21 protein-coding genes and 1 pseudogene are annotated in these 19,286 nt (G+C 50.6%); 8 read left to right on the forward strand and 14 right to left on the reverse strand.

Annotated elements, in window-relative coordinates; genetic code table 11:
* Positions 1 to 106: 106 nt before the first annotated feature.
* Positions 107 to 2,818 (forward strand): phosphoenolpyruvate synthase, encoded by a 2,712-nt coding sequence (locus tag EDM55_RS02260; RefSeq protein WP_122959507.1) that lies wholly within the window; start codon positions 107 to 109, stop codon positions 2,816 to 2,818.
* Positions 2,819 to 2,945: 127 nt separating this feature from the next.
* Here the strand turns inward: EDM55_RS02260 and EDM55_RS02265 are convergent, their stop codons facing one another.
* Positions 2,946 to 4,544, reverse strand: a complete 1,599-nt coding sequence (locus EDM55_RS02265; RefSeq protein WP_122959508.1) for an amidohydrolase — start codon at positions 4,542 to 4,544, stop codon at positions 2,946 to 2,948.
* A gap of 214 nt (positions 4,545 to 4,758) precedes the next feature.
* Here EDM55_RS02265 and EDM55_RS02270 point away from each other — a divergent pair, with 214 nt between their 5' ends.
* Complete coding sequence (locus EDM55_RS02270) at positions 4,759 to 6,066, forward strand: MFS transporter (protein ID WP_092266556.1); 1,308 nt, start codon at positions 4,759 to 4,761, stop codon at positions 6,064 to 6,066.
* A 412-nt stretch (positions 6,067 to 6,478) separates the two neighbouring features.
* Here EDM55_RS02270 and EDM55_RS02275 read toward each other — a convergent pair whose 3' ends face one another.
* From EDM55_RS02275 to EDM55_RS02290, 4 genes are all read right to left on the reverse strand, one after another.
* A complete protein-coding gene (locus EDM55_RS02275) occupies positions 6,479 to 6,910 on the reverse strand; it encodes a nucleoside/nucleotide kinase family protein (protein ID WP_246070788.1) in 432 nt (143 codons plus the stop codon).
* Positions 6,897 to 7,418 (reverse strand): NUDIX hydrolase, encoded by a 522-nt coding sequence (locus EDM55_RS02280; protein WP_122959509.1) that lies wholly within the window; start codon positions 7,416 to 7,418, stop codon positions 6,897 to 6,899. Before EDM55_RS02280 ends, EDM55_RS02275 begins: the two co-directional genes overlap by 14 nt.
* 119 nt (positions 7,419 to 7,537) lie before the next feature.
* Positions 7,538 to 8,236 (reverse strand): M48 family metalloprotease, encoded by a 699-nt coding sequence (locus tag EDM55_RS02285; protein ID WP_170184279.1) that lies wholly within the window; start codon positions 8,234 to 8,236, stop codon positions 7,538 to 7,540.
* An 18-nt stretch (positions 8,237 to 8,254) separates the two neighbouring features.
* Complete coding sequence (locus EDM55_RS02290; RefSeq protein ID WP_148040073.1) at positions 8,255 to 8,647, reverse strand: hypothetical protein; 393 nt, start codon at positions 8,645 to 8,647, stop codon at positions 8,255 to 8,257.
* 337 nt (positions 8,648 to 8,984) lie between these two features.
* Between EDM55_RS02290 and EDM55_RS02295 the strand changes: the two genes are divergently transcribed.
* Positions 8,985 to 9,410 (forward strand): NucA/NucB deoxyribonuclease domain-containing protein, encoded by a 426-nt coding sequence (locus EDM55_RS02295; protein WP_092266552.1) that lies wholly within the window; start codon positions 8,985 to 8,987, stop codon positions 9,408 to 9,410.
* Between the two features lie 93 nt (positions 9,411 to 9,503).
* Here the strand turns inward: EDM55_RS02295 and EDM55_RS02300 are convergent, their stop codons facing one another.
* Positions 9,504 to 10,115: a TetR/AcrR family transcriptional regulator gene (locus EDM55_RS02300; RefSeq protein ID WP_170184278.1), complete on the reverse strand. Its 612-nt coding sequence runs from the start codon at positions 10,113 to 10,115 to the stop codon at positions 9,504 to 9,506.
* Positions 10,116 to 10,575: 460 nt separating this feature from the next.
* On the opposite strand from EDM55_RS02300, the gene EDM55_RS02310 reads away from it, so the two are divergent.
* The 4 genes from EDM55_RS02310 (at position 10,576) to lgt (ending at position 14,117) form a co-directional block, all read left to right on the forward strand.
* On the forward strand, positions 10,576 to 11,295 hold the full coding sequence (locus EDM55_RS02310) for a 3-ketoacyl-ACP reductase (protein WP_122959512.1): 720 nt from the start codon (positions 10,576 to 10,578) through the stop codon (positions 11,293 to 11,295).
* A gap of 147 nt (positions 11,296 to 11,442) precedes the next feature.
* Positions 11,443 to 11,886: a MarR family winged helix-turn-helix transcriptional regulator gene (locus EDM55_RS02315; protein ID WP_122959513.1), complete on the forward strand. Its 444-nt coding sequence runs from the start codon at positions 11,443 to 11,445 to the stop codon at positions 11,884 to 11,886.
* A gap of 6 nt (positions 11,887 to 11,892) precedes the next feature.
* Entirely contained in the window at positions 11,893 to 13,296 is a 1,404-nt protein-coding gene (locus EDM55_RS02320; RefSeq protein ID WP_122959514.1) for an MDR family MFS transporter, read from the forward strand.
* A gap of 29 nt (positions 13,297 to 13,325) precedes the next feature.
* Positions 13,326 to 14,117, forward strand: coding sequence for a prolipoprotein diacylglyceryl transferase (gene lgt / locus EDM55_RS02325; protein ID WP_092266547.1), 792 nt, complete (start codon positions 13,326 to 13,328; stop codon positions 14,115 to 14,117).
* Positions 14,118 to 14,174: 57 nt separating this feature from the next.
* Here the strand turns inward: lgt and EDM55_RS02330 are convergent.
* From EDM55_RS02330 to EDM55_RS02370, 8 genes and pseudogenes are all read right to left on the reverse strand, one after another.
* Positions 14,175 to 14,549 (reverse strand): annotated as a pseudogene (locus tag EDM55_RS02330) (TetR/AcrR family transcriptional regulator); the annotation flags it as partial.
* Between the two features lie 211 nt (positions 14,550 to 14,760).
* On the reverse strand, positions 14,761 to 15,099 hold the full coding sequence (locus EDM55_RS02340) for a hypothetical protein (RefSeq protein ID WP_122959516.1): 339 nt from the start codon (positions 15,097 to 15,099) through the stop codon (positions 14,761 to 14,763).
* Positions 15,096 to 15,686, reverse strand: a complete 591-nt coding sequence (locus EDM55_RS02345; RefSeq protein WP_092267893.1) for a manganese catalase family protein — start codon at positions 15,684 to 15,686, stop codon at positions 15,096 to 15,098. The genes EDM55_RS02340 and EDM55_RS02345 overlap by 4 nt, the downstream gene beginning before the upstream one ends.
* A gap of 18 nt (positions 15,687 to 15,704) precedes the next feature.
* On the reverse strand, positions 15,705 to 15,956 hold the full coding sequence (locus EDM55_RS02350; RefSeq protein WP_092267892.1) for a spore coat protein CotJB: 252 nt from the start codon (positions 15,954 to 15,956) through the stop codon (positions 15,705 to 15,707).
* A gap of 195 nt (positions 15,957 to 16,151) precedes the next feature.
* Positions 16,152 to 16,436: a hypothetical protein gene (locus EDM55_RS02355; RefSeq protein WP_092267891.1), complete on the reverse strand. Its 285-nt coding sequence runs from the start codon at positions 16,434 to 16,436 to the stop codon at positions 16,152 to 16,154.
* A 249-nt stretch (positions 16,437 to 16,685) separates the two neighbouring features.
* Positions 16,686 to 17,036: a YolD-like family protein gene (locus EDM55_RS02360; RefSeq protein WP_092267890.1), complete on the reverse strand. Its 351-nt coding sequence runs from the start codon at positions 17,034 to 17,036 to the stop codon at positions 16,686 to 16,688.
* Complete coding sequence (locus EDM55_RS02365; RefSeq protein ID WP_307723905.1) at positions 17,033 to 17,425, reverse strand: YhjD family protein; 393 nt, start codon at positions 17,423 to 17,425, stop codon at positions 17,033 to 17,035. Before EDM55_RS02365 ends, EDM55_RS02360 begins: the two co-directional genes overlap by 4 nt.
* Positions 17,422 to 18,663 carry a DNA polymerase IV gene (locus EDM55_RS02370; RefSeq protein ID WP_092267889.1) on the reverse strand — a complete coding sequence of 414 codons (1,242 nt, stop codon included), beginning with the start codon at positions 18,661 to 18,663 and terminating at the stop codon, positions 17,422 to 17,424. Before EDM55_RS02370 ends, EDM55_RS02365 begins: the two co-directional genes overlap by 4 nt.
* 203 nt (positions 18,664 to 18,866) lie before the next feature.
* Here EDM55_RS02370 and EDM55_RS02375 point away from each other — a divergent pair, with 203 nt between their 5' ends.
* The gene (locus tag EDM55_RS02375) at positions 18,867 to 19,226 is read left to right on the forward strand and encodes a VOC family protein (protein WP_092267888.1); all 360 of its coding nucleotides are present in this window, start codon (positions 18,867 to 18,869) and stop codon (positions 19,224 to 19,226) included.
* Positions 19,227 to 19,286 lie beyond the last annotated feature (60 nt).

The raw sequence follows: 19,286 nt of genomic DNA on the forward strand, positions 1-19,286 counted from the left end.
CCTGTTTCCTACTTGATCCTCTCTTCTCCCTCATAAACTCACAAGCTCAGGGCATACTTTTTATGGTTTCTACGCTCATTTCTAGCGCATGACGGAGGTAATTCCTTTGAGCCCATACGTCCTTCCCTTTCAAGCTATCGATAAAGACTCTCTCTCGCTCGTCGGTGGAAAAGGCGCCAACCTTGGTGAACTGACGAAAGCGGGTTTTCCTGTGCCCGGGGGCTTTTGTATTACGACAGCAGCTTTTCAAACGCTGATGGAAACAAGCAATGACCTGCAATCGTACCTAGCTTCTCTCGATGAGCTGGAGCCTGCTGATCTGGAGGGGGTCCGTAAAATTGGAAAAGAGCTTCGTCTACATATCGAATCCCTCGTCATCCCTGAAGAAATTTTGTCTGCTGTTTTGGCGCATTGGACCAGCCTAGGAACCATGCATGCCTACGCCGTACGTTCCAGCGCGACCGCAGAAGACCTGCCTACCGCCTCCTTCGCGGGACAGCAGGAAACCTATCTCAATGTAAAAGGTGAGCTCCAGCTTATCTCGGCCATTCGCGGCTGCTGGGCTTCTCTATTTTCGGATCGCGCCATTGTTTATCGGATGAACAATGGGTTTGATCATCGCGAGGTTCTCTTGTCGATCATCGTGCAGCAGATGGTTTTCCCTGATGTGTCCGGCATTATGTTTACCGCTGATCCAGTCAGTGGGCATCGCGGTGTGATCACCATCGAGGCAAGCCTTGGCTTGGGAGAAGCTCTCGTCTCCGGCCTGGTATCTCCAGACCGTTATCAGCTGAAAGATAACGAGATCATCGATAGACACATTGCCGCGAAAAAAGTGGCGATTTACGGATTGGCTCAAGGCGGAACGGTCAAGTCCGACATCCCTTTTTCCGAGCAAATGAAGCAAGCTTTGCCTGATGATCGCATAGGGGAGCTGGCGGATCTGGGCAGAAAAATTGAGAGCCACTACGGAACCGAACAAGACATCGAGTGGGCATGTGCTGAAGGACAGCTCTATATTCTCCAAGCTCGTCCGATTACCTCCCTCTTTCCCATCCCCGATACGTCAGATAATCAGTTTCACGTCTTTCTGTCGTTTGGCCACCAGCAAATGATGACAGAAGCGATGTCTCCCATGGCGATCTCTCTATGGAAACAGCTCATGCCTGCTGGCGCTGGCATTGGAGGAGTAAAGCGTCGCCGGACGTTTGTGGAGGCAGGGGGCCGGCTCTTTATCGATCCGACAGAGATGCTGCAATATGATTTCGCGCAAAAGTTTTTCCCCAAGATGATGGGATCCATGGATGAACTGATGAGCATGGCGCTTTCAGACGTTTTAAAGCGCGATCATTTTCACAAGACCGTTTCCATGGAGCCGATGAAGCAGCAATTGTTTCAGGCTGCTGGCCCCCTCGTTACGATTCTGTTGAAAGACTTCATGAGAGAAGACAGCGAGCATGTATACAGCCATATTTTGGAGTTCATGCGCAAACGTTTACGCGGGACTCGCGAAAAGCTAGCCTCCGTTCACGGTGCTGAAAAAATCAAGGCGCTTGAAGAGAATGCAAGTCATCTCATGATGGATCTGTTTGCCCATGATATTCATTACTTCGTTACAGGCATGCTGGCGTTTCAGTTGATTCAGCTGTTTTCAGCCTGGTGGCTGGATCCACCGGAGGATTTGCAGCCTCTGCAAAAGTCGCTGCCTCATAACGTTACCGCGGAAATGGGACTGCGCTTAGGGGATTTGGCTGACGCTGCACGACCTTATCCCAAGCTGATTGCGTATTTGCAGCAGCAGGACAAGAAGCAGGATTTTTACCAAGGTCTGGAACAGGTCGAGGGTGGAGACGTCTTTCGCTTGGAGCTTGATAAATTTCTGGACAACTTCGGTGCCCGCTGCCCAGGAGAAATCGATCTGGCAAAACCGCGTTGGCGAGAAGATCCCTCCATGCTGCTGTCTTCCATCTTGGGACATTTGCGGACCGTCGAGCACGGCGAGCACCGTGAACGATTTAAGCAAGGAGCTGCCAAAGCCGAAGAAACCATCAAGAGTATTCTCGAACGTGTCAAGGATACACCTGATGGCGAATTCAAGCACTCCTTTTTCAAGCGGCTGCTTACGCTGTTTCGCAACATTGGCGGCTTGCGGGAAAATCACAAGTTTGTCGTCGTCCTCCATTTTGATCTCTACAAAAAAGCCATACTGGAAGAAGCAAAAGGCCTCGTGGAGATTGAGACGCTTGCGGATGAAAAGGATGTCTTTTTCTTGAGCCTAGGCGAGCTGAAAGAGGTGTTGGACCATACCTTTTCAGGCGATCTGTCTGCTTTGATTCAGTCGCGCAAGCAGGCCTATGAGCATTATCAAAAGCTCACGCCTCCTCGGGTCATGACCAGCGAGGGAGAAATCATCGTCGGCAAGAGGGATCTTTCCTCGTTCCCGGAAGGTGCCCTCGTCGGTACGCCTGTATCGCCGGGTGTCGTGGAGGGATACGCGAAAATCGTCTTGAAACCGGAAAGCGCTTCTCTACAGCCGGGCGAAATCCTGATCGCTCCCTTCACAGACCCGGGCTGGACGCCATTGTTCCATCAAGCAAAAGGTCTCGTGATGGAGGTCGGCGGAATGATGACACATGGTGCTGTCGTAGCCCGGGAATATGGAATCCCGGCGGTCGCGGGAATCGATGGTGCGACTCGCGAGATCAAGGATGGACAATGGATTCGTTTAGATGGAACGCAGGGCTACGTGCTTGTAACCGAAGAACCGAAACAGCAAGACCAAGGAGAGCAGCAGGAAACCTCCACACCCACCCAATGACAAAAAGGAAAAAGAGCGGGTAACCGATGCCAAAGCGCTTGGCGTTCTGTTACCCGCTTTCTCTTTCATACTACCTAGCTAAAATCGGTCATAGGCTTCGGCTGGGCTGCTAACCTTCCATTCCCGTCTATCGAGCATAGCAAACCTGTCCTCCAATAACCGTCATTTCAATTTTGGTCTCCAAGAGCTCATCCGGGTCCATCGAGAACAGATCATGAGAGTATACCGTCATATCTGCAAACTTTCCGCGAGTCAGTGTACCTTTCAGGTGGTCTTCACCCGTGACTGTGGCGCTTCCGAGTGTAAACAGATGGATGGCTTCCTGCATGGTCAGCTTTTCATGCGGGAGATAGCCACCATGAGTATCCCCTGGCGCTTTTCGTGTGACAGCTGCATGAATACCAAGCAGCGGGTCGATTGGTTCTACCGGGGTGTCGGATCCAGCCGCGCAAATGATTCCTTTTTCCATCATCGTTTTCCAGATGTACGAATATTGAATGCGCTCCTCGCCTACCCGATCAATGACCCAAGGGAAGTCACCCGCTAAAAAGCGTGGCTGTATATCGGCAATGCGGTGAGGGAGTGCCAGACGATCCAGCAAATCCGGCCGCAGGATCTGTGTATGGATGAGCCGATCCCGATAGGCGACAGGAGAGAATTGATCCAGACTGTCTAAAACCATTTCCAATGCCATGTCTCCAATTGTATGGACAGCGATCGGCATTTCGAGCTTACGGGCTTGACGTACCAGCTCTGTCAAAGCCTCCTGCTCATGTACCGGATAGCCGCTAGTCGTTGCATCATCCGCATACGGTGCCGACAAATACGCGGTTCGACGCCCCAGTGCACCATCTGCAAAGATTTTGACAGCCCCAATATTCACATGATGATTCCCGTAGCCTGCCCGCATCTGCGTTTCACGGAGCTCAGGGAGACTCGTGTAATAAACGAGCAGGTTGCAGCGCAGCGCGAGATTTTCCCCATTGATCAACTCATCGTACAGACGATAGGTCTGGATGAGGCCACCCAAATCCCGACAGTCTTCCGTATGTGCACCTGTCAATCCATGCGCAAGCGCATAACGAACCGAACCACGCAAAGCATTCTTCAAGGCTTCATAGCTCGGTTTTGGGATGTGCGGCGTAATGAGGTTGGACGCTGTTTCGAGCAGCATACCTGTCGGCTTCCCCGTAGCCGGATCATGCACAATCACGCCACCTGCCGGAACAGCCATGTCAGGATGGTAGTTGCTCAGCTCCAGCGCTTTGCTGTTCACGAGATTGGCATGCCCGCAAATGCGCGACAAAAGAAGCGGACAGTGTGGCGCTACCAGATCCAGCTCCTCGATCGTAGGAATTCCCCCGCCACCGACGAACAGGTTTTCATCCCAGCCAAAGCCTTGTATCCATTCATCCGGAGCGGTTTGCTCCGCTTTTTGTTTAATCAGGAAAAGCATCTCGTCCTTGGACGTCGCTTTGCTCAGATCGAGCTGTTGAAAGGTCAACCCTAGCCAGCCGAGATGAAGATGGCTATCGATCAGCCCCGGTGTTGCGGTTTTGCCCTGAAGATCGACAATATGTACATCGCTTCGACCCCATTGGAGTGTCATATCCGCATGTGTGCCCAGATCATGCACAATCCCATCTTTGACAACAATCGCTTCTACGAACAGGTGCTGCGGGTCCCCCGTATAAATGCGTCCATTGGTAAAAATTGTGGTGGCCATGTCATTGCTCCTTTGTTTTAGCTTTTCACCTTCTCCTTATTTGGGTAACGGGTTGCCCTTTTCCTTCCTGTTGTCAAAGATTTTTGTTTTTTCTATTTAATGAAAACAACGCCAAGGACATGGAAAATGCCGGTTTACCGTCTATTCCCTGTCTCAATCGGGCAGGTTATGAACGAAGACCATTCCACTTACATCCGATGGGAGGGGCAGACAAATGCACCAAAAGACGAAATCCGGCTTCCCCGCCACCCTTCAAAAGCTGTGGCAATCGAATCAGGAGGAATCTTCTGCCCATGGGAACGGGCAGCTCGACAACCAATCCAAGCTCCTGCTATTCGTCAACGTTCTCTTCATCACCGCTGGCGCTTTATCCGGCACGTTCGTCAACGTCTACCTATGGAAAGTGAAAAGCCAGTTCGCTCCCATCGCGTGGTTTACGTTGTGCACACACCTGGCTGGATCCCTTACCTTTTGGCTGGCTGGCGCTTGGGTGAAGCGTTATAACAAAATGAATGCTCTCCGGCTGGGGATGGCGATGTCCGCCCTCTTCTATCTGCTGGTGCTTGTACTGGGAACGAACGTCGTATCGTATGCGGCCGCCCTGGGACTCGTTCAAGGCATGGCGGTCGGCTTTTTCTGGCTCGCTTTCAATGTCGTGTATTTTGAGATTACGGGCCCAGACAATCGGGACCTTTTCAACGGCTGGGCTGGACTGCTCGCTTCTGGCGGCGGTATGATTGCCCCCTGGATCTCCGGCTATCTGATCTCGCGTATGACAAGCACCAAAGGATATGCGCTGATCTTCACCCTCTCGTTGATTCTGTTCGTCGTGGGCGTCATCATCAGCTTTTTCCTGAAAAAGCGGCAGTCCGAGGGAGATTACTCCTGGAGCTTTGCTTATCACAGTCTGCGACAGGATGCCAACTGGCGCTGGGCTTTTGGCGCTTTGGCTGGTCAAGGACTGCGAGAAGGCGTTTTTGGCTTTATCATCGGTCTCATGGTCTACATCGCAACCAAGAGTGAAATGACGTTGGGCAATTACTGGCTGATTACCTCGGCAGTTGGTCTGGTCAGCTACTATGCGGTGGGCAAATGGTTCAAGCCGCAAAACCGTCAGTGGGTCATGCTTTGCGGAGCACTCGTGATGAGCGGCATCGTCACGCTGTTTTTCTGGCAGGTCAGCTATGCTACGCTGCTCATTTTTGGGGTGGCAGTGGGCCTGGCCTATCCACTTTTTTCGGTTCCGATGATCTCCACGGTTTTTGATCTGATCGGCTCCAATGAAGAGAGCGCAAAGAACCGCGTCGAGTTTGTCGTGCTGAGGGAATTTGGATTGGATGCCGGACGTATGGTGGGGATTCTCGTCTTTCTCATGGTGACGTCCTTTAGCACCTCGCCCATTGCGTTAAACTGGTTGGTTTTCTTGATTGGCTTGGGTCCTTTGATTGCTTGGTATTGTATGAGGAAAGTATTTGCGCGGGTAAGCGTGGATGCGGGTGGCGGGAAAAGGGATGGGCAATAGAGCAAACTAGCGGGACCGTGTCTGAGAGTTGAATACTATCGACCTGTCCCGCTTTTTCCGCTCCTCCTCGTCTACACTCCATAAACGTAGTTCTTCGTTCCTTTCTTGTTGCGAATAGTCAGCACGTTCATTAAAAAAGACTTCTGTTTGCGTCACAAATCTTTACAAACGCAAGCAATCTCATTCGTTTCGGCTTAATAAAAATCAGATGCTTTATTCCTTCGAAGCCAGCTTACCATGAACTCGAGCAATTCAATGGAATAGGTATGGTCTTTTGCTGTAGAAGGCATTGTCTCTATAATTGTCTTCACATTATTTTCAATCGTCACGGCTTCAATAAAACAAACCAAATTTGGGTTAAACGAGTGGATTGCCTGGAAGTAGCGTTTCTGAGGCTCAATGAACCTTAGATTCATTTCAAACCCCCTTCTCCTTCTAGATCGATCTCCTTCCTTTCTCCTTCGCAGCTCTGTTTCTCTCGTACTAAGGAGATAATACTTATCTGGAAAACCGATCTTCTTTGCGAGCAAATGTTTGCGGTAGAACTCCTCAACAAAGTCGAGTGACTGCCCTCCGAACAAAGAAAATCAAATGCCCAATTGTACCATAATGGTTGAAATAGATCGATATCGATTACAACAAAAGGATGATTCTTACCTTTCTCCTCTGCGATCTGCCATCGATCAACTTGACGTTCAAAAAACCATTCTGGATATACGGAGTCCGGAGGCTCCCACCAAGCATTCACTTCAGGAATATGATAACCATTAAACTTCGCTGCCAACTCACTTGATGTTGCTGTCTTACCGGCTGCACTTGCACCTTCTATGCTAATGACCGCCATTTGCGCCCTCCACGATGTCTTTAGCATTTACGTGTTTGATCGTATGGACACATTCTGAAGCTCCTTGACCCGTCAACAGCTCAAAAAGCCCATCTGGAACCAGCATTCGCGCGGGATTATCCCGAAAAGCAGTCACGGGCATCCAAACGGCTATAAACTTCTTTTCTCCTTCGTATCCTTCGATGTACTCCCGATTGTAGAGATTGCTTGCGCACAGCTTTGCTTCATAGATAAAATCGAATTCGTGCCCACCATCGCCGTAATAGTCGTAAATGTTCTCGATGATTCCCAATAGCTTTACATCTGTTAGATCCTGATTGATTTCTTCCTTTACTTCGCGAATCAATGCTGACTTGCTGTCTTCCCCGTACTCGATAGTTCCTCCTACTGGGCGAAAGGTAATGACACCCTCCTCTTCCGGAAATTGTTCCAGCAAAATAGAATCCTCTTTCCAAATGATACAGAGGGAAGACGCTCTGTATTTTTGCGTTTGAGAGATACGAATCACTCCCTTACATTTGTTGGGAGTCTGATTTTATTACAAAATTTTGGAAATGTAAAGCTCATGGGTAGTCAAATTTTGAAAAGGGCATGATTGCGAAAAAAACTTTCAGCCCCCCTGAGTAATTAGGATATCTTTGCTCGATATTCGTCTAGAATACGATGCTCCATTTTTTCTTGTACCTGTTCAAGGATTTCCTGATGAACTCTGTTATACTCCTCCTCTGAAATCTGGAAAGCTGGGGCAACTTCTTTCCCCTGCACCATCGCGATTCGCAGATGAGTGGCTGGGTGTGTCGTGTCCATGCTACCTTGGCTTCTCTCCAGCACTTTCTGAACGCGGGCTTTCTCTTTCATAGGAAGCTTGGCAAAGATCTCCCGAAGCTGCTCCCCTAGTGTCATGCTTTGCTTCTGTATGGCGTGTCTTCCAATTAACGAATCAACCACATCCCCCATATGTGCGATCTGCAGCATGGAAATGAGATTTTGGGTACCTGCAAGCTTAACGGCCATACGATCTGCCTCATATTCAGCCCGTTGACTCTGATTCCAAAAAAGCTGAGTGAGAATAAATAATAAACGGTAGGGAATCCAAAAGAGAATACGCATAATCCCTCTGCTAATCGTCGCGACGAATGAAAAATAATATTCATCATCATCTCGTATTGGATCTAACAAATCACACCAATTGAGAAGGATCCGATGTGCATGCGCAACCAGAAGACTCCGTCGCACATCGTTATTGCAGCAATGAGCAAGCTCATGAGCGATCAAAGCTGTCAATTCACCGGGTGCATAGGCAAATAACAGGGGATATCCAATCACAACGATTCGTCTTCGATTCTACCCGTATTCGGTTGTATACGCTTCATAGTGAGGAGAAAGAGCAAACTGAATATCTTTTTCAATTCCCATTTTTTCTTTGATCGTTTCCAACATCTTCATTGTATTGGGATGCTGGGCAGAATTCAAAGTCATTACCTTTTTCGGCAACCTATTTGGCCGAGGGCGCGACAGCCAGGTTACTAGGAGAATAAGCACACAACCAATAAGAATGAAGGGGCTCTGATACCAAGAAATAAGTCCATATACGGAAAAAAGAAAACCTGCTATTGAACTGCCAATGATCACAAGTGAATAGACGGATGCGGCTTTTTCGCTTAACCCCTTTTTGGTTAAATTTTCAGGATGCTCCTCAAGCTCTTTGAACAGAGCCTGGCCATACGAAAAACGCATGTGCCTCTCCATCCGCTCCCATACCGTTTTTGATCGTTCGTTCTTTGGCATAGGTAGATTCCAGTCACAGTTTTCACACCATAACGGGTACCCCTCGTTTAATACAATTTCCGTTCCACAAGAAGGACATGGCTTCACAAATTTCCCCTCCTACACACCCTTAGAAAGATAGGGTGCTGTCTGAAAGTATTTTAACACGATGCTTTTGTTTGTAAGAGGATAATTTGGAATTTATTAGACTTTCAAATAAGAATTTTGACAGGTGCACCTCCCTCACCTATTGGTATAATTATCTAGGAAATAAACACCACAGAGAAAATACCAAGGAGAAACCGTCATGCAGAAAAAAATGATCCTGTTCCTTCTTGCTGTCTTGTTTGCGATCGGCTCCTATTTCTTCGAGCAGAAGAGCCCGCAGACGCCGACGAGCAACACAGAAGCGGACTACGTGCTGGAATTCCCGAGCAGCAAATACCCGCAGACGGCCGAGCATATCCGTTCTGCCATCGCGAAAGGACATTCCGCCGTGTGTACGATCGACCGAAAAGGGGCAGATGAAAACAGGGAGCAATCCCTCAAAGGCGTTCCCACCAAACCTCGTTACGATCGAGATGAGTGGCCGATGGCGATGTGCCAAGAGGGTGGCAGTGGTGCAGATATTGCCTACATCTCTCCATCCGACAATCGCGGGGCTGGCTCCTGGATTGCCAATCAGGTAGAGGACTACCCCGATGGGACTCGCGTAAAAATTGTCATCAAATAAAAACCAAACCCGCCTCGGATTGATCCTTGGCGGGTTTGTCAAAAGCAATAAGAACATGTCTGTTCCTCACGTCGATCCACAGTGAGTTTCATTTTAGGTTCCGGCATCCTCGATCCCCCGGAATATGACCTCTACTCCCTCTAAAATCATCGACTCCAGCGATTGTCCTTGTTCGTCGCGTGACCAAGCAATGTACGACTCCAGGTAGTACGACCAAAGCATCCGTGCAACAACACGGGTGGATACGTCCGGCCGCAGCTCACCGCCTCGTTTTCCTCGCTCCAGCGTCTGGTGAAAGAGCTCAATCATTGGCGATTCATCCTTGAGCATTTCCCCTGAGCACAGATATTCATTCAACGCGATGATCGCCAAAGCCCGATCCGTCTCAATAGATTGGCAGAGGACGGTCATCAAATACCGGACCTGGTCGCGGATCGCCAATTGTCCTACCTGCTCATCTACCGCTGCCAACTCGATTTTGTCTCTGCGCTGCTTGATCATTTCCTCGATCAGCTCGTACTTCTTGGGAAAATGTTTAAAAAAAGTCGCTTTAGCGACATCTGCTTTTGCAGCAATTTCTTCGACAGTTGTCGCCTGGTACCCTTTTTCTCGAAACAGATGGATGGCTGAGTCGAAAATGCTCTTTCGCGTCGCCAGTCTCTTTCGCTCTTGTCTCCCCACTACTTCCACTGATCGATCACTCACTTTCCACCTCAATCCAGTTCGAACTGAAGTCTATTTTTGCCCTAAAGTCTCTCGATAGATTCTTCAGTCTTTTAGTATACGGGAAGTAATCCCGTTGCGCTACTAAAAAGGAAATATTCCGCCGATTCCAAGTGTCGTGCCCAGCGTGCTTTTCGCGCACAAAAAAGCCCTCCTCCTTGGAGAAGAGCTTGTTCTGACGCCTTTTTTAATGACCCAAGTAAGCTTTTTTAATTCGGTCCTGAGACCGTAAATTTTCTGCTGTATCGTGGAAGCTGATCTCTACATTTTCCAGGACATACCCCCGGTCTGCTGACTTCAGAAACTTAATTGCCATTTATTTAGCTGCTATTCCGTAGCATTACCCTTCCCATTTGAATGGCGTTCTTTCCAACTGGTTACCTTATCTACGTAACGAACCAAAAGAAACCAGAAAACCCCCATCAGGAACGGAGGAACATCGATGGATCTGAAAGGAAAAAATGCACTGGTTACGGGTGCAGGCAAAGGAATTGGACGAGCCATTGCTCTCGGACTCGCAAAGGCAGGCGTTCGCGTGGGTCTCGTCTCCCGCTCTTCTGGTGATCTGGAGCAGCTTGCCTCGACGATCTCCTCTCAATACGATACGCGGGCCATTTACGCGACAGCGGACGTATCGAAGCGAAACGAAGCTGAGGCCGCGTACAATCAGATCAAGCACGATCTGGGACCGCTGGATATTTTGATTAACAACGCTGGAATTGCAAGCTTCGGCACCGTGACGGAAATGCCGCCAGACGAGTGGGAGCGCATGATTCAGGTCAATCTGTTCGGGACCTACCACATGACCTACTACGCCCTGCCTGACATGATTAAGCAAAATCACGGCTCCATCATCAACATCGCTTCTACCGCAGGCGAACGCGGTTTTGCTACCGGCTCTGCTTATTGTGCATCCAAATTTGCGGTACTTGGCTTTACCGAGTCCGTCCTGCAAGAGGTTCGGAAGCACAACATTCGGGTGACCGCCCTGACTCCCAGTACCGTGAACACCGAGCTTGCTGTCAATGCCGGCTTGAAGATCGGCGAGGAGCATCGCATGCTGCAGCCAGAGGATGTGGCCGAGCTTGCACTCGCTGCGCTGCAATTGCCGGATCGTGTGTTTGTCAAAACCGCTGGCATCTGGACAACGAATCCACAATGACTTTTTTGGCGCGCTCTCCGATTTTTCGGCAGCGCGTCGTCTTGTTTTTTTTACGTACACTTTCCAAAGCTGTATCGATTGACGGAATACAAGGGTTTCTTTAAGATAGTCCATATGTTGACCATTTGAAAAGGAGACGGCTTTTACGTGGATGGAAAAGTAAGCATCATTCTGCATGTCCTGCGTCTGGCTGCCCAAATTAACCGTATGGGACTAAGACTCGTTGAAGGAACCGGGCTTTCGAGCGTGCAGCAATGGCAGCTGCTGGGCATCATCGCTCGAAATGAAGGCATCACCTTGGGCAAGCTAAGCCATGAGATCCTGGTCACCAAACAAAACATGACGGGTCTTATTGAGCGTATGCAAAATGGCGGTTGGGTCTCGACCTGGAGTGACCCTTCTGATAAGCGGATTACCCGCGTGAAGATCACCGAGAAAGGCAGAGAAGTATTCGCCATGATGCAGCCCCGTGCGGATGCAAGCAATACCGAGACGTTTCAGGACTTTCACGAAGAGGAGCTGGAGATGATGAACGAGTTGCTCGAGCGGCTTTCCCGATCTCTTCGTCTTCAGCTAGAAGGAAAGGAGTAACAAAGCATGACTGCCTATCAGCGCAAAATTACGATTGCCCTCATGATCGCTACGTTTCTCTCGGCGATTGAGGTGACCATCGTCAGTACGGCCATGCCCACGATCGTCAACAAATTGGGTGGGCTGGAGCTCATCAGCTGGGTATACGCTGTCTACCTGCTGACCTCTGCCGTTACCACTCCCATATTCGGAAAAATCGCCGACTTGTTCGGAAGGAAAAAGGTTTTCCTGTTCGGATGCTCCCTCTTTTTGATCGGGTCGATGCTTTGCGGTCTCTCCCAGAGCATGGAGCAGCTCATCCTGTTCCGCGCGATTCAAGGAATTGGGGCTGGCGCCGTCGTTCCTATCACCTTTACGATCATCGGCGATATTTTTACATTCGAGGAACGTGCGCGGGTCCAAGGACTTTTTGCCTCCATTTGGGGAGTTGCAGGAATCTTCGGTCCGCTCGTCGGTGGATTCTTTGTTGACTATGTCAGCTGGCACTGGATCTTTTACATCAATATCCCTTTTGGTCTTCTCTCAATTTGGCTGATCTCGAAAAACCTGCATGAGAAGCTGGAAAAACGCGCCCGCAAAATCGATTACGGCGGCGCCATTACGTTTACGATTGGTACGACGGCCTTGCTCTATGCCCTGTTGACCGGCGGCAACGAATACGATTGGAATTCGGCCACGATGTACCTTCTTTTGATCGTGACGGTTGTGTTTCTGGTTTCATTTTTTGCCATTCAAAAGCGCCATCCCGAGCCGATGATTCCGATCAAGCTCTTTCATATTCGGGAAGTGTCCGTGCCCAATCTGATCTCGTTTCTCGCCAGCGCAATCCTCATCGGTGTCACGGCCTACTTGCCTTTGTGGATCCAAGGTGTTCTGAAAGAAGGCGCCATCTTTTCCGGAATGATCCTGATGCCTATGTCGATTGGCTGGCCGATTGGGGCTACGGTTGGCAGTCGTTTACTCGTACGATACGGTGCCAAGCCTATTTCGCTTCTCGGCATCTTCCTGCTTGTCATCGGAACCTTCTGCTTGACGCTGATTACGATGGCAACTCCTCCGTGGATGATTCTCGGAATGGTCTTCATCCTCGGGCTTGGTTTTGGTTTCTCCATCACTATTTTCACCATTGTTGTCCAATCTGCTGTCGACTGGAGCCTGCGCGGAGTGGCTACCTCGTCCAACACGTTTTTGCGGACGTTGGGACAAACCTTGGGCGTAGCCGTGCTGGGAACGTTTTTAAACCATCAGATCGGAAGCCATGCGGACAGCAACGCCCAAGTTCCTCCCGAGGTTCTCGCTGCGGCTATCCACCAGAACTTTAATATCGTTGCCGTCCTGGCAGTCATCTGCCTCGCTATTACTTTCTGGCTTCCCAAAAAGAAACCGCAGCCTGAACCTGCCGAGTCGTAGTAACTTGCTAGAGAAAGAGGGAATTTGAATTGCATCAATACCTTGCACACATTGGGTCGTTCCCCATTCGATCCTATAGCTTGATTTTTGTCCTGGCGATTGCCTTGGGTGTAGGAGTGACCCTCACTTTGGCAAAGCTCCAAAAGAAAGAGGAGCTTGGCAATCATCTCATGAATCTGCTCGTCCCTATGATGGTTGGCGCGATTATTGGCTCGCGGTTTTGGGCTGTCTTTTTCTTCGACTGGGAATTCTACTCGAAGCATCCCGAAGAAATCATTGCCATCTGGCATGGCGGCCTATCGATCCAAGGCGGCATCGTCGGTGCGATCCTGGTCGGCATCTGGTACGTCCGCAAGCATAAGCTGTCCTTTTGGGAGCTGGCGGATTTATGCACGCCAGGGCTGATCCTGGGCCAAAGCATCGGTCGAGATGCCAACCTGATGAACGGTGATGCCTTCGGCGATCCTACGGGCGGCAATTTTGGCATTCTCTATCCAGAAGGGACAAATGCCCGCGCGACCTTTGGAGATCAACCTTTATGGCCCGCGGAAGTTTGGGAAGGCCAGATGGACATCATCATTTTTGCCCTGCTGCTGATCCTCATGCGCAAGCAGCTCAAGCGCGGCTATCTTTTTCTCGCCTACAACATTTTGTACAACCTCGGGCGCTTTCTTCTAGAGCTCTTGCGCGGTGACTCTCCTCGTTACCTGTTTCATTGGACAGCCGCTCAGTGGACGTCTGTTACTGTGATTCTTCTTTCCTTGGCGGCTGGAGTCTACTTGCATTTTCGTTCGCCGCAGTTGAAAGATAGTGCTTCTTAACTAGAAGAAAAGCCGGCTAGCCTCGTATGAATCAGGCTACCGGCTTTTGATTTTCTCCCCGTTGCGCATCGCTTCCTGGATGGCTTCCTCCTGAATGGTTTGTGCCTGCATCTGAAGCAGCGTCTCATTTTTGTGCTGCTCTAAAATTTTCTCGTAGGTCCGGATCAAATCGGATTCCAGCTGCTCGGATGAGGAGGCGGCCACAACTTGGCGGAAGGCTTCCGTGATTCTCGTCCACGATACTTCCAGTGCGCTCAGCAGCAGAGCCTCCTTGGTTTTAAAGAAACGAAAAACATACGGCTGAGAAATGCTGGCGCGCTCTGCGACGTGAGCGGTTGTTGCCCGGTAATACCCGTTTTCTGCAAACACTTCGATCGCTGCCGAAATGATCTCCGTTCTGCGGTTGACTGAGGTCGCCTCTTTTTTGGGCATGACGCTCACTCCTTTTCTGTGTGAGTATTGAGTGATTCATCAATTTCTTTTGAGTGTAACGTATGTTCCTCCGTATTGTAAATGTGAAACAGACAAACCCCGTCTCCATTGCTGCTAAGAATAACGCGACAATTATCGACAGTGAGGGCACTATTCCCTAAAAAAGAAGCAACACGCTTGGACGCATTGCTTCTCTCTGCTCTGTGTTTGTTCACTCTGTGCCCCCTTTAGGAGAGCTTTCCTCTGCCGCACTCGTTTCGAGATCTTCTGTTTCACTGTCTTCCTTTTCGCTGCTTTCTTGCCCATTCTTCTCTGATGCATGAAGCCACATGAACAGCGTTCCCGTCTGCAGCGCTTCGGATGGCCTGAACTGATTGATATAGGGGTCGGGTGGGAAGGGATGGATCGGGGCAATCGGATGCAGATCTGCTGTGCTTTGGTTGGTTGGGCGCCGCCCTCGTACTTTTGAGTTCTTTTGAAGCGGTTGCGGAGGATAGACCCACGGATAGCCGTACCGTGGGTCATAGTAGGCATGCGGCCATCGGTTCACAAGTCGTCATCCTCTTTCTGTGCTTTGCTCGCACGATTTTCTTCCTCTAGCATAAAAAGCGCCTCACGGAATCGTTGGGAATGCACAATTTCTCTTCCGCGCAAATATTTCAACACCTGGCTCACGTCTGGATCGTCGGTGAGATTGATCAGCCACTGATAGGTCGCCCGCGCCTTCTCCTCGGCTGCGATATTATCCGCAAGGTCCGCGATCGGGTCTCCTTTGGTCTGGATATAAGCGGCTGTCCATGGCACACCGTTCGCATCCGCATAGAAAAGGGCCTTGTCGTGATCGGCGTAGTGGGCGCCCAAGCCTGCTTCTCTCATCTGCATCGGAGTCGCGTCCTTCACCAGCTTGTAGACTAGGGTTGCGATCACTTCCATATGCCCGAGCTCTTCCGTTCCAATATCGGTCAACAACGCCTTGATGCGCTTATTCGGCATCGTATAGCGCTGGTTCAAATAACGCAATGCGGAAGACAGCTCTCCGTCAGGCCCGCCGTACTGTGTCAAGAGGAATTTGGCCATCTGCAGATCCGGCTTGCTTACTCGTACTGGAATTTCCAATGTCTTTTCATAGATCCACATACCACTGGTCACCTTTCCTCAATACTCAATTTCCCAAGGCCACGGAGTCTTGTGCCACGTCCAGCGATCCGGCGTCGAGGAATGACCGTACTGCATCACCGGCCCTCGCTCCTTTTCATACGCTTGCTTTTGCTGCACAAGCTGCACGGTCAGTTCTTTGTACTGCTTGACGGCACGCTGATCATCCGGGTTCATATCCAAATACAGCTGCAGCTCCACAAGCGCAAACTGGATTTCCTGCAATTTTCTCAGCGTACTGCCGTATTCCATAGCAGGCTCTCCTCCTGTCGCTCTTCCCTCTTGTTACCACCGTATGCACGTAGGCAGATGACGGTCCCTTCCCGTGAACGGGTGACTTTGACTTCCTATTAGATCTACCAAGCCTTTTGGCCACTCCTTAACAAAAAAACCTTTCCGTTCGGGATCGTTCCCGACAGGAAAGGCTGCTCTGCTTCTCTTTTTTTGTTATTGCTGGGTCGCTGCTTTTTCTCTGCTCTTGGTAACAATGTGGTGACCAAGCGGCAAACCCCGTTGTTCCAGCTCAGCGGCGGTCACAATATGGAGCGTCTCACTTTTACAAGGCATTGGCATCAAACCGCCTAATGGACTCATCACTCTTCCGATCGTATCTGTCTCGATGAGCACGTACAGGCCTTTTTCCTCCAGCTGTTGAATAAATTCACCCCAACGCTTGGAAGTAATCTGATCCGCATGCTTGGTGAACATGACACCCATTTCCTGTGCTAACATTTCCAGTCCCCTTTGTTCGATCCCTCAGATATCTGATTTACAAGATATCCTTACAATACAGGGAAACCTCCTGTTCTGGCAAAATCCAAAGTGGCCAAAAAATCGCGAAAAACGGTTGTTTTCGACCGCTTTTCGTTTCAGGAATCGCGCCTCGCCACTGCGCACGCCATTAGATCATTCAGACTCGTTTTTTTGCCGCTTGCGTTTTTGCAAATGGCCTAAGTTTGTCAATTTCTTGAATGATTCTGTTCAAAAACTGGCAGCCAGCTCTACCTGGAGCAGCCGGGCAAACGGAATCCAGTGAATGTCGCTTTCTGCCCGCAGCTTGATGCGCCGTTTTTCCTGATCAATGTGTGCGACGTGAGCCGACAACCGGCGAGGCTGCTGCCCGTCATAGTAGGTCACCGTAAGCGGACTTCCCATCTGAAAAGCCTGCCATACCAGCTCGCTCAGCTCCCCCAGCTGTTCCTGATCGAGCTGTGGCGGCACGTAGCGGCGCTCCTCTTCCTTGATTCGCGCATACCACTCCCGATGCTCAGGCAGCACGAACCGGCTGGATGCAAACAGATTCTCTTTTTTGGATACACGTGTCTCCCTCATGGCGTCTTCTCTCCTCGTTGATAGTGGGCAATCCATTGGCCGACGAGCTCCTGACATTCCGCCCGCAGGATTTCGATCGAATAGATCGCTTCTCGCAAATATCCGCGCTGCCGGTAGTGCACCACGTAGACATGCCCCTGTCTTTGGTAGCTGACCACTACACATCCTTGCTGCCGCAGCAGACGGCGCAGCTGATGATGCTGCCGCTCTGCCCAGCGGGAAATCTCTGGAAACAGCCAGTCATAAACAGCCTGGTAGGACAGCTTCAGCGGCACGACCCGGACCTTCCCCAAATCTACCATGACAACACGAAACAGGATGCCAAACAGAATGTACAAGCGCATCATCTCCTGCTCACCCTCTGGTACTCCCGCCTGCTGCTCGGTCACTTGTAGTGGCCCCCGATCTTGCGGGCACGCTCTTTGGCCTGACCAGCTCCCAAAAGGGACGCCGCCCGCAGGATCGCATCCTGACCATAGCGGGTGCGAATGTCATCCATCGCATGGGCGAGCGAACGGCGCTTGTGATTATCCGTAAACAGATTGAGCTGCAGAACGTTGTCTGGCACCAGCTTGCTCAGCGTCACACCGATGCTGCGCACGGGAGTCTTTTGCCAGTGCCGGTCAAAGAGACAGCATGCCGCCTCATACAGCGTCATCACGTCGTTGGTCTGCTCCTCCAGCTTCATCTGCCTGCCAAACCCGTTCAGCGCATCGAGATCGGCGCCGCGGCAGCCGACAGACAGCACAGACCCCATCAGCTCTTTGCTCCGCGCCCGTCGGCACACCTCCTCGCACAGCTCCAGCAGCACGACCTTGATCTCCGCTCCCGTATGATAGTCCCGTGGCAGCGTCATATGATGGCCGATCCCTTTTTGCGTATCGTACGTATTCAGGGAGACAGGCGAGTCATCGAGACCTCTGGCAGTTCGCCACAGCACCTCGCCATTCACCCCGAAACGACGCATGAGCACGTTCGGAGCCATGTCCGCCAGCTGCCGGATCTGGTAAACCCCCATCCGATGAAAATGCCGCTTCATTCGCGAGCCTACGCCGAACAGCTTTTCAATCGGCAGCTTCCAAAGCGTGTCTGCCAGCTCCTCGCGCTTGAGCCAAAAAACACCCTGCTCCTGCTTCTTGGCGAAGTTGTCACAAGCCATTTTCGCCAGCACTTTATTCTCGCCGATTCCCACACGGCAGTTAATCCCGGTCTCCATCCACACGCGCTGCCGGATTTGCGCAGCCATCTGCAGCACATCGCCAAACAAGTGCACGCTCCCGGTCACATCGAGAAATTGTTCGTCAATGGAATACGGCTCTACCTTATCTGTAAAGGACTCGAAAATCTGGGTAATCTGCATCGAGATGCGGATGTACATTTCCATCCGCGGGCGAACAACGACGAGGTTGCGGCACTTTTGCTGCGCCTGCCACAAAGCTTCTGCCGTGACGACGCCGTACGATTTGGCAATCGGGCATGCTGCCAGAACCACCCCGCTTCGCCGCTCCGGATCTCCCGCGACTACGATCGGCTGGTTTCGCAGCTGCGGATTGGCCGCCTTCTCGATACTGGCATAAAAGCTCTGCATATCGACCAAAAAAACGATGCGTTTGTTCGCATTGGCCATATCGCCATCTCCTTAAACAAGAACAAGTGTTCGTTACCTTCTTGTTCTTAGTATAGCAAACAAACGTTCGCTTTTATACCTTTTCGCCACAAGAAATTTTTTGGTAATTTTTTCTGGGCACAGAGGGGAAAAGTGGCACCTGGGCGAATCCAGTTCCTGTATGCAAATAGCTTAGCGATTCTCTACGAAAGAAGGAGATCACCATGAAAGCTTCTCCCCTGCTTTCTGAAGTTGGCGCAGTATTTGTTCCGGTACAGCACATAGAGGAAGCCCGCGACTGGTATTGCCGTATCCTCGGAATTGACGCCGATCAGGACATCTTGTTCGGGCATCTGTACTGCATCCCACTGCAAAAGGGCGTCACCCTGATTTTAGACAGCAAGATTTTCCCGAAAAAAACGCCTAGCGATGCTCCTCTGTTTCACTTCAACACTCAGGATATCGAAGCGGCTTACCAACATATGCAGGAGCTTGACGTAGAACTGGTAAGCGGCATCGAAAACGGGCACTGGTTTACCTTTCGCGACCCGGATCGCAACGTACTGATGGTCTGCAAATGCTAAATGGCCCCATCCAGATCTTGCGCATTTGATCGCGGAAAAACAGAAACAGGCCAACCTGCC

This window comes from Brevibacillus centrosporus, assembly GCF_003710815.1.
Lineage (GTDB): Bacteria > Bacillota > Bacilli > Brevibacillales > Brevibacillaceae > Brevibacillus > Brevibacillus centrosporus.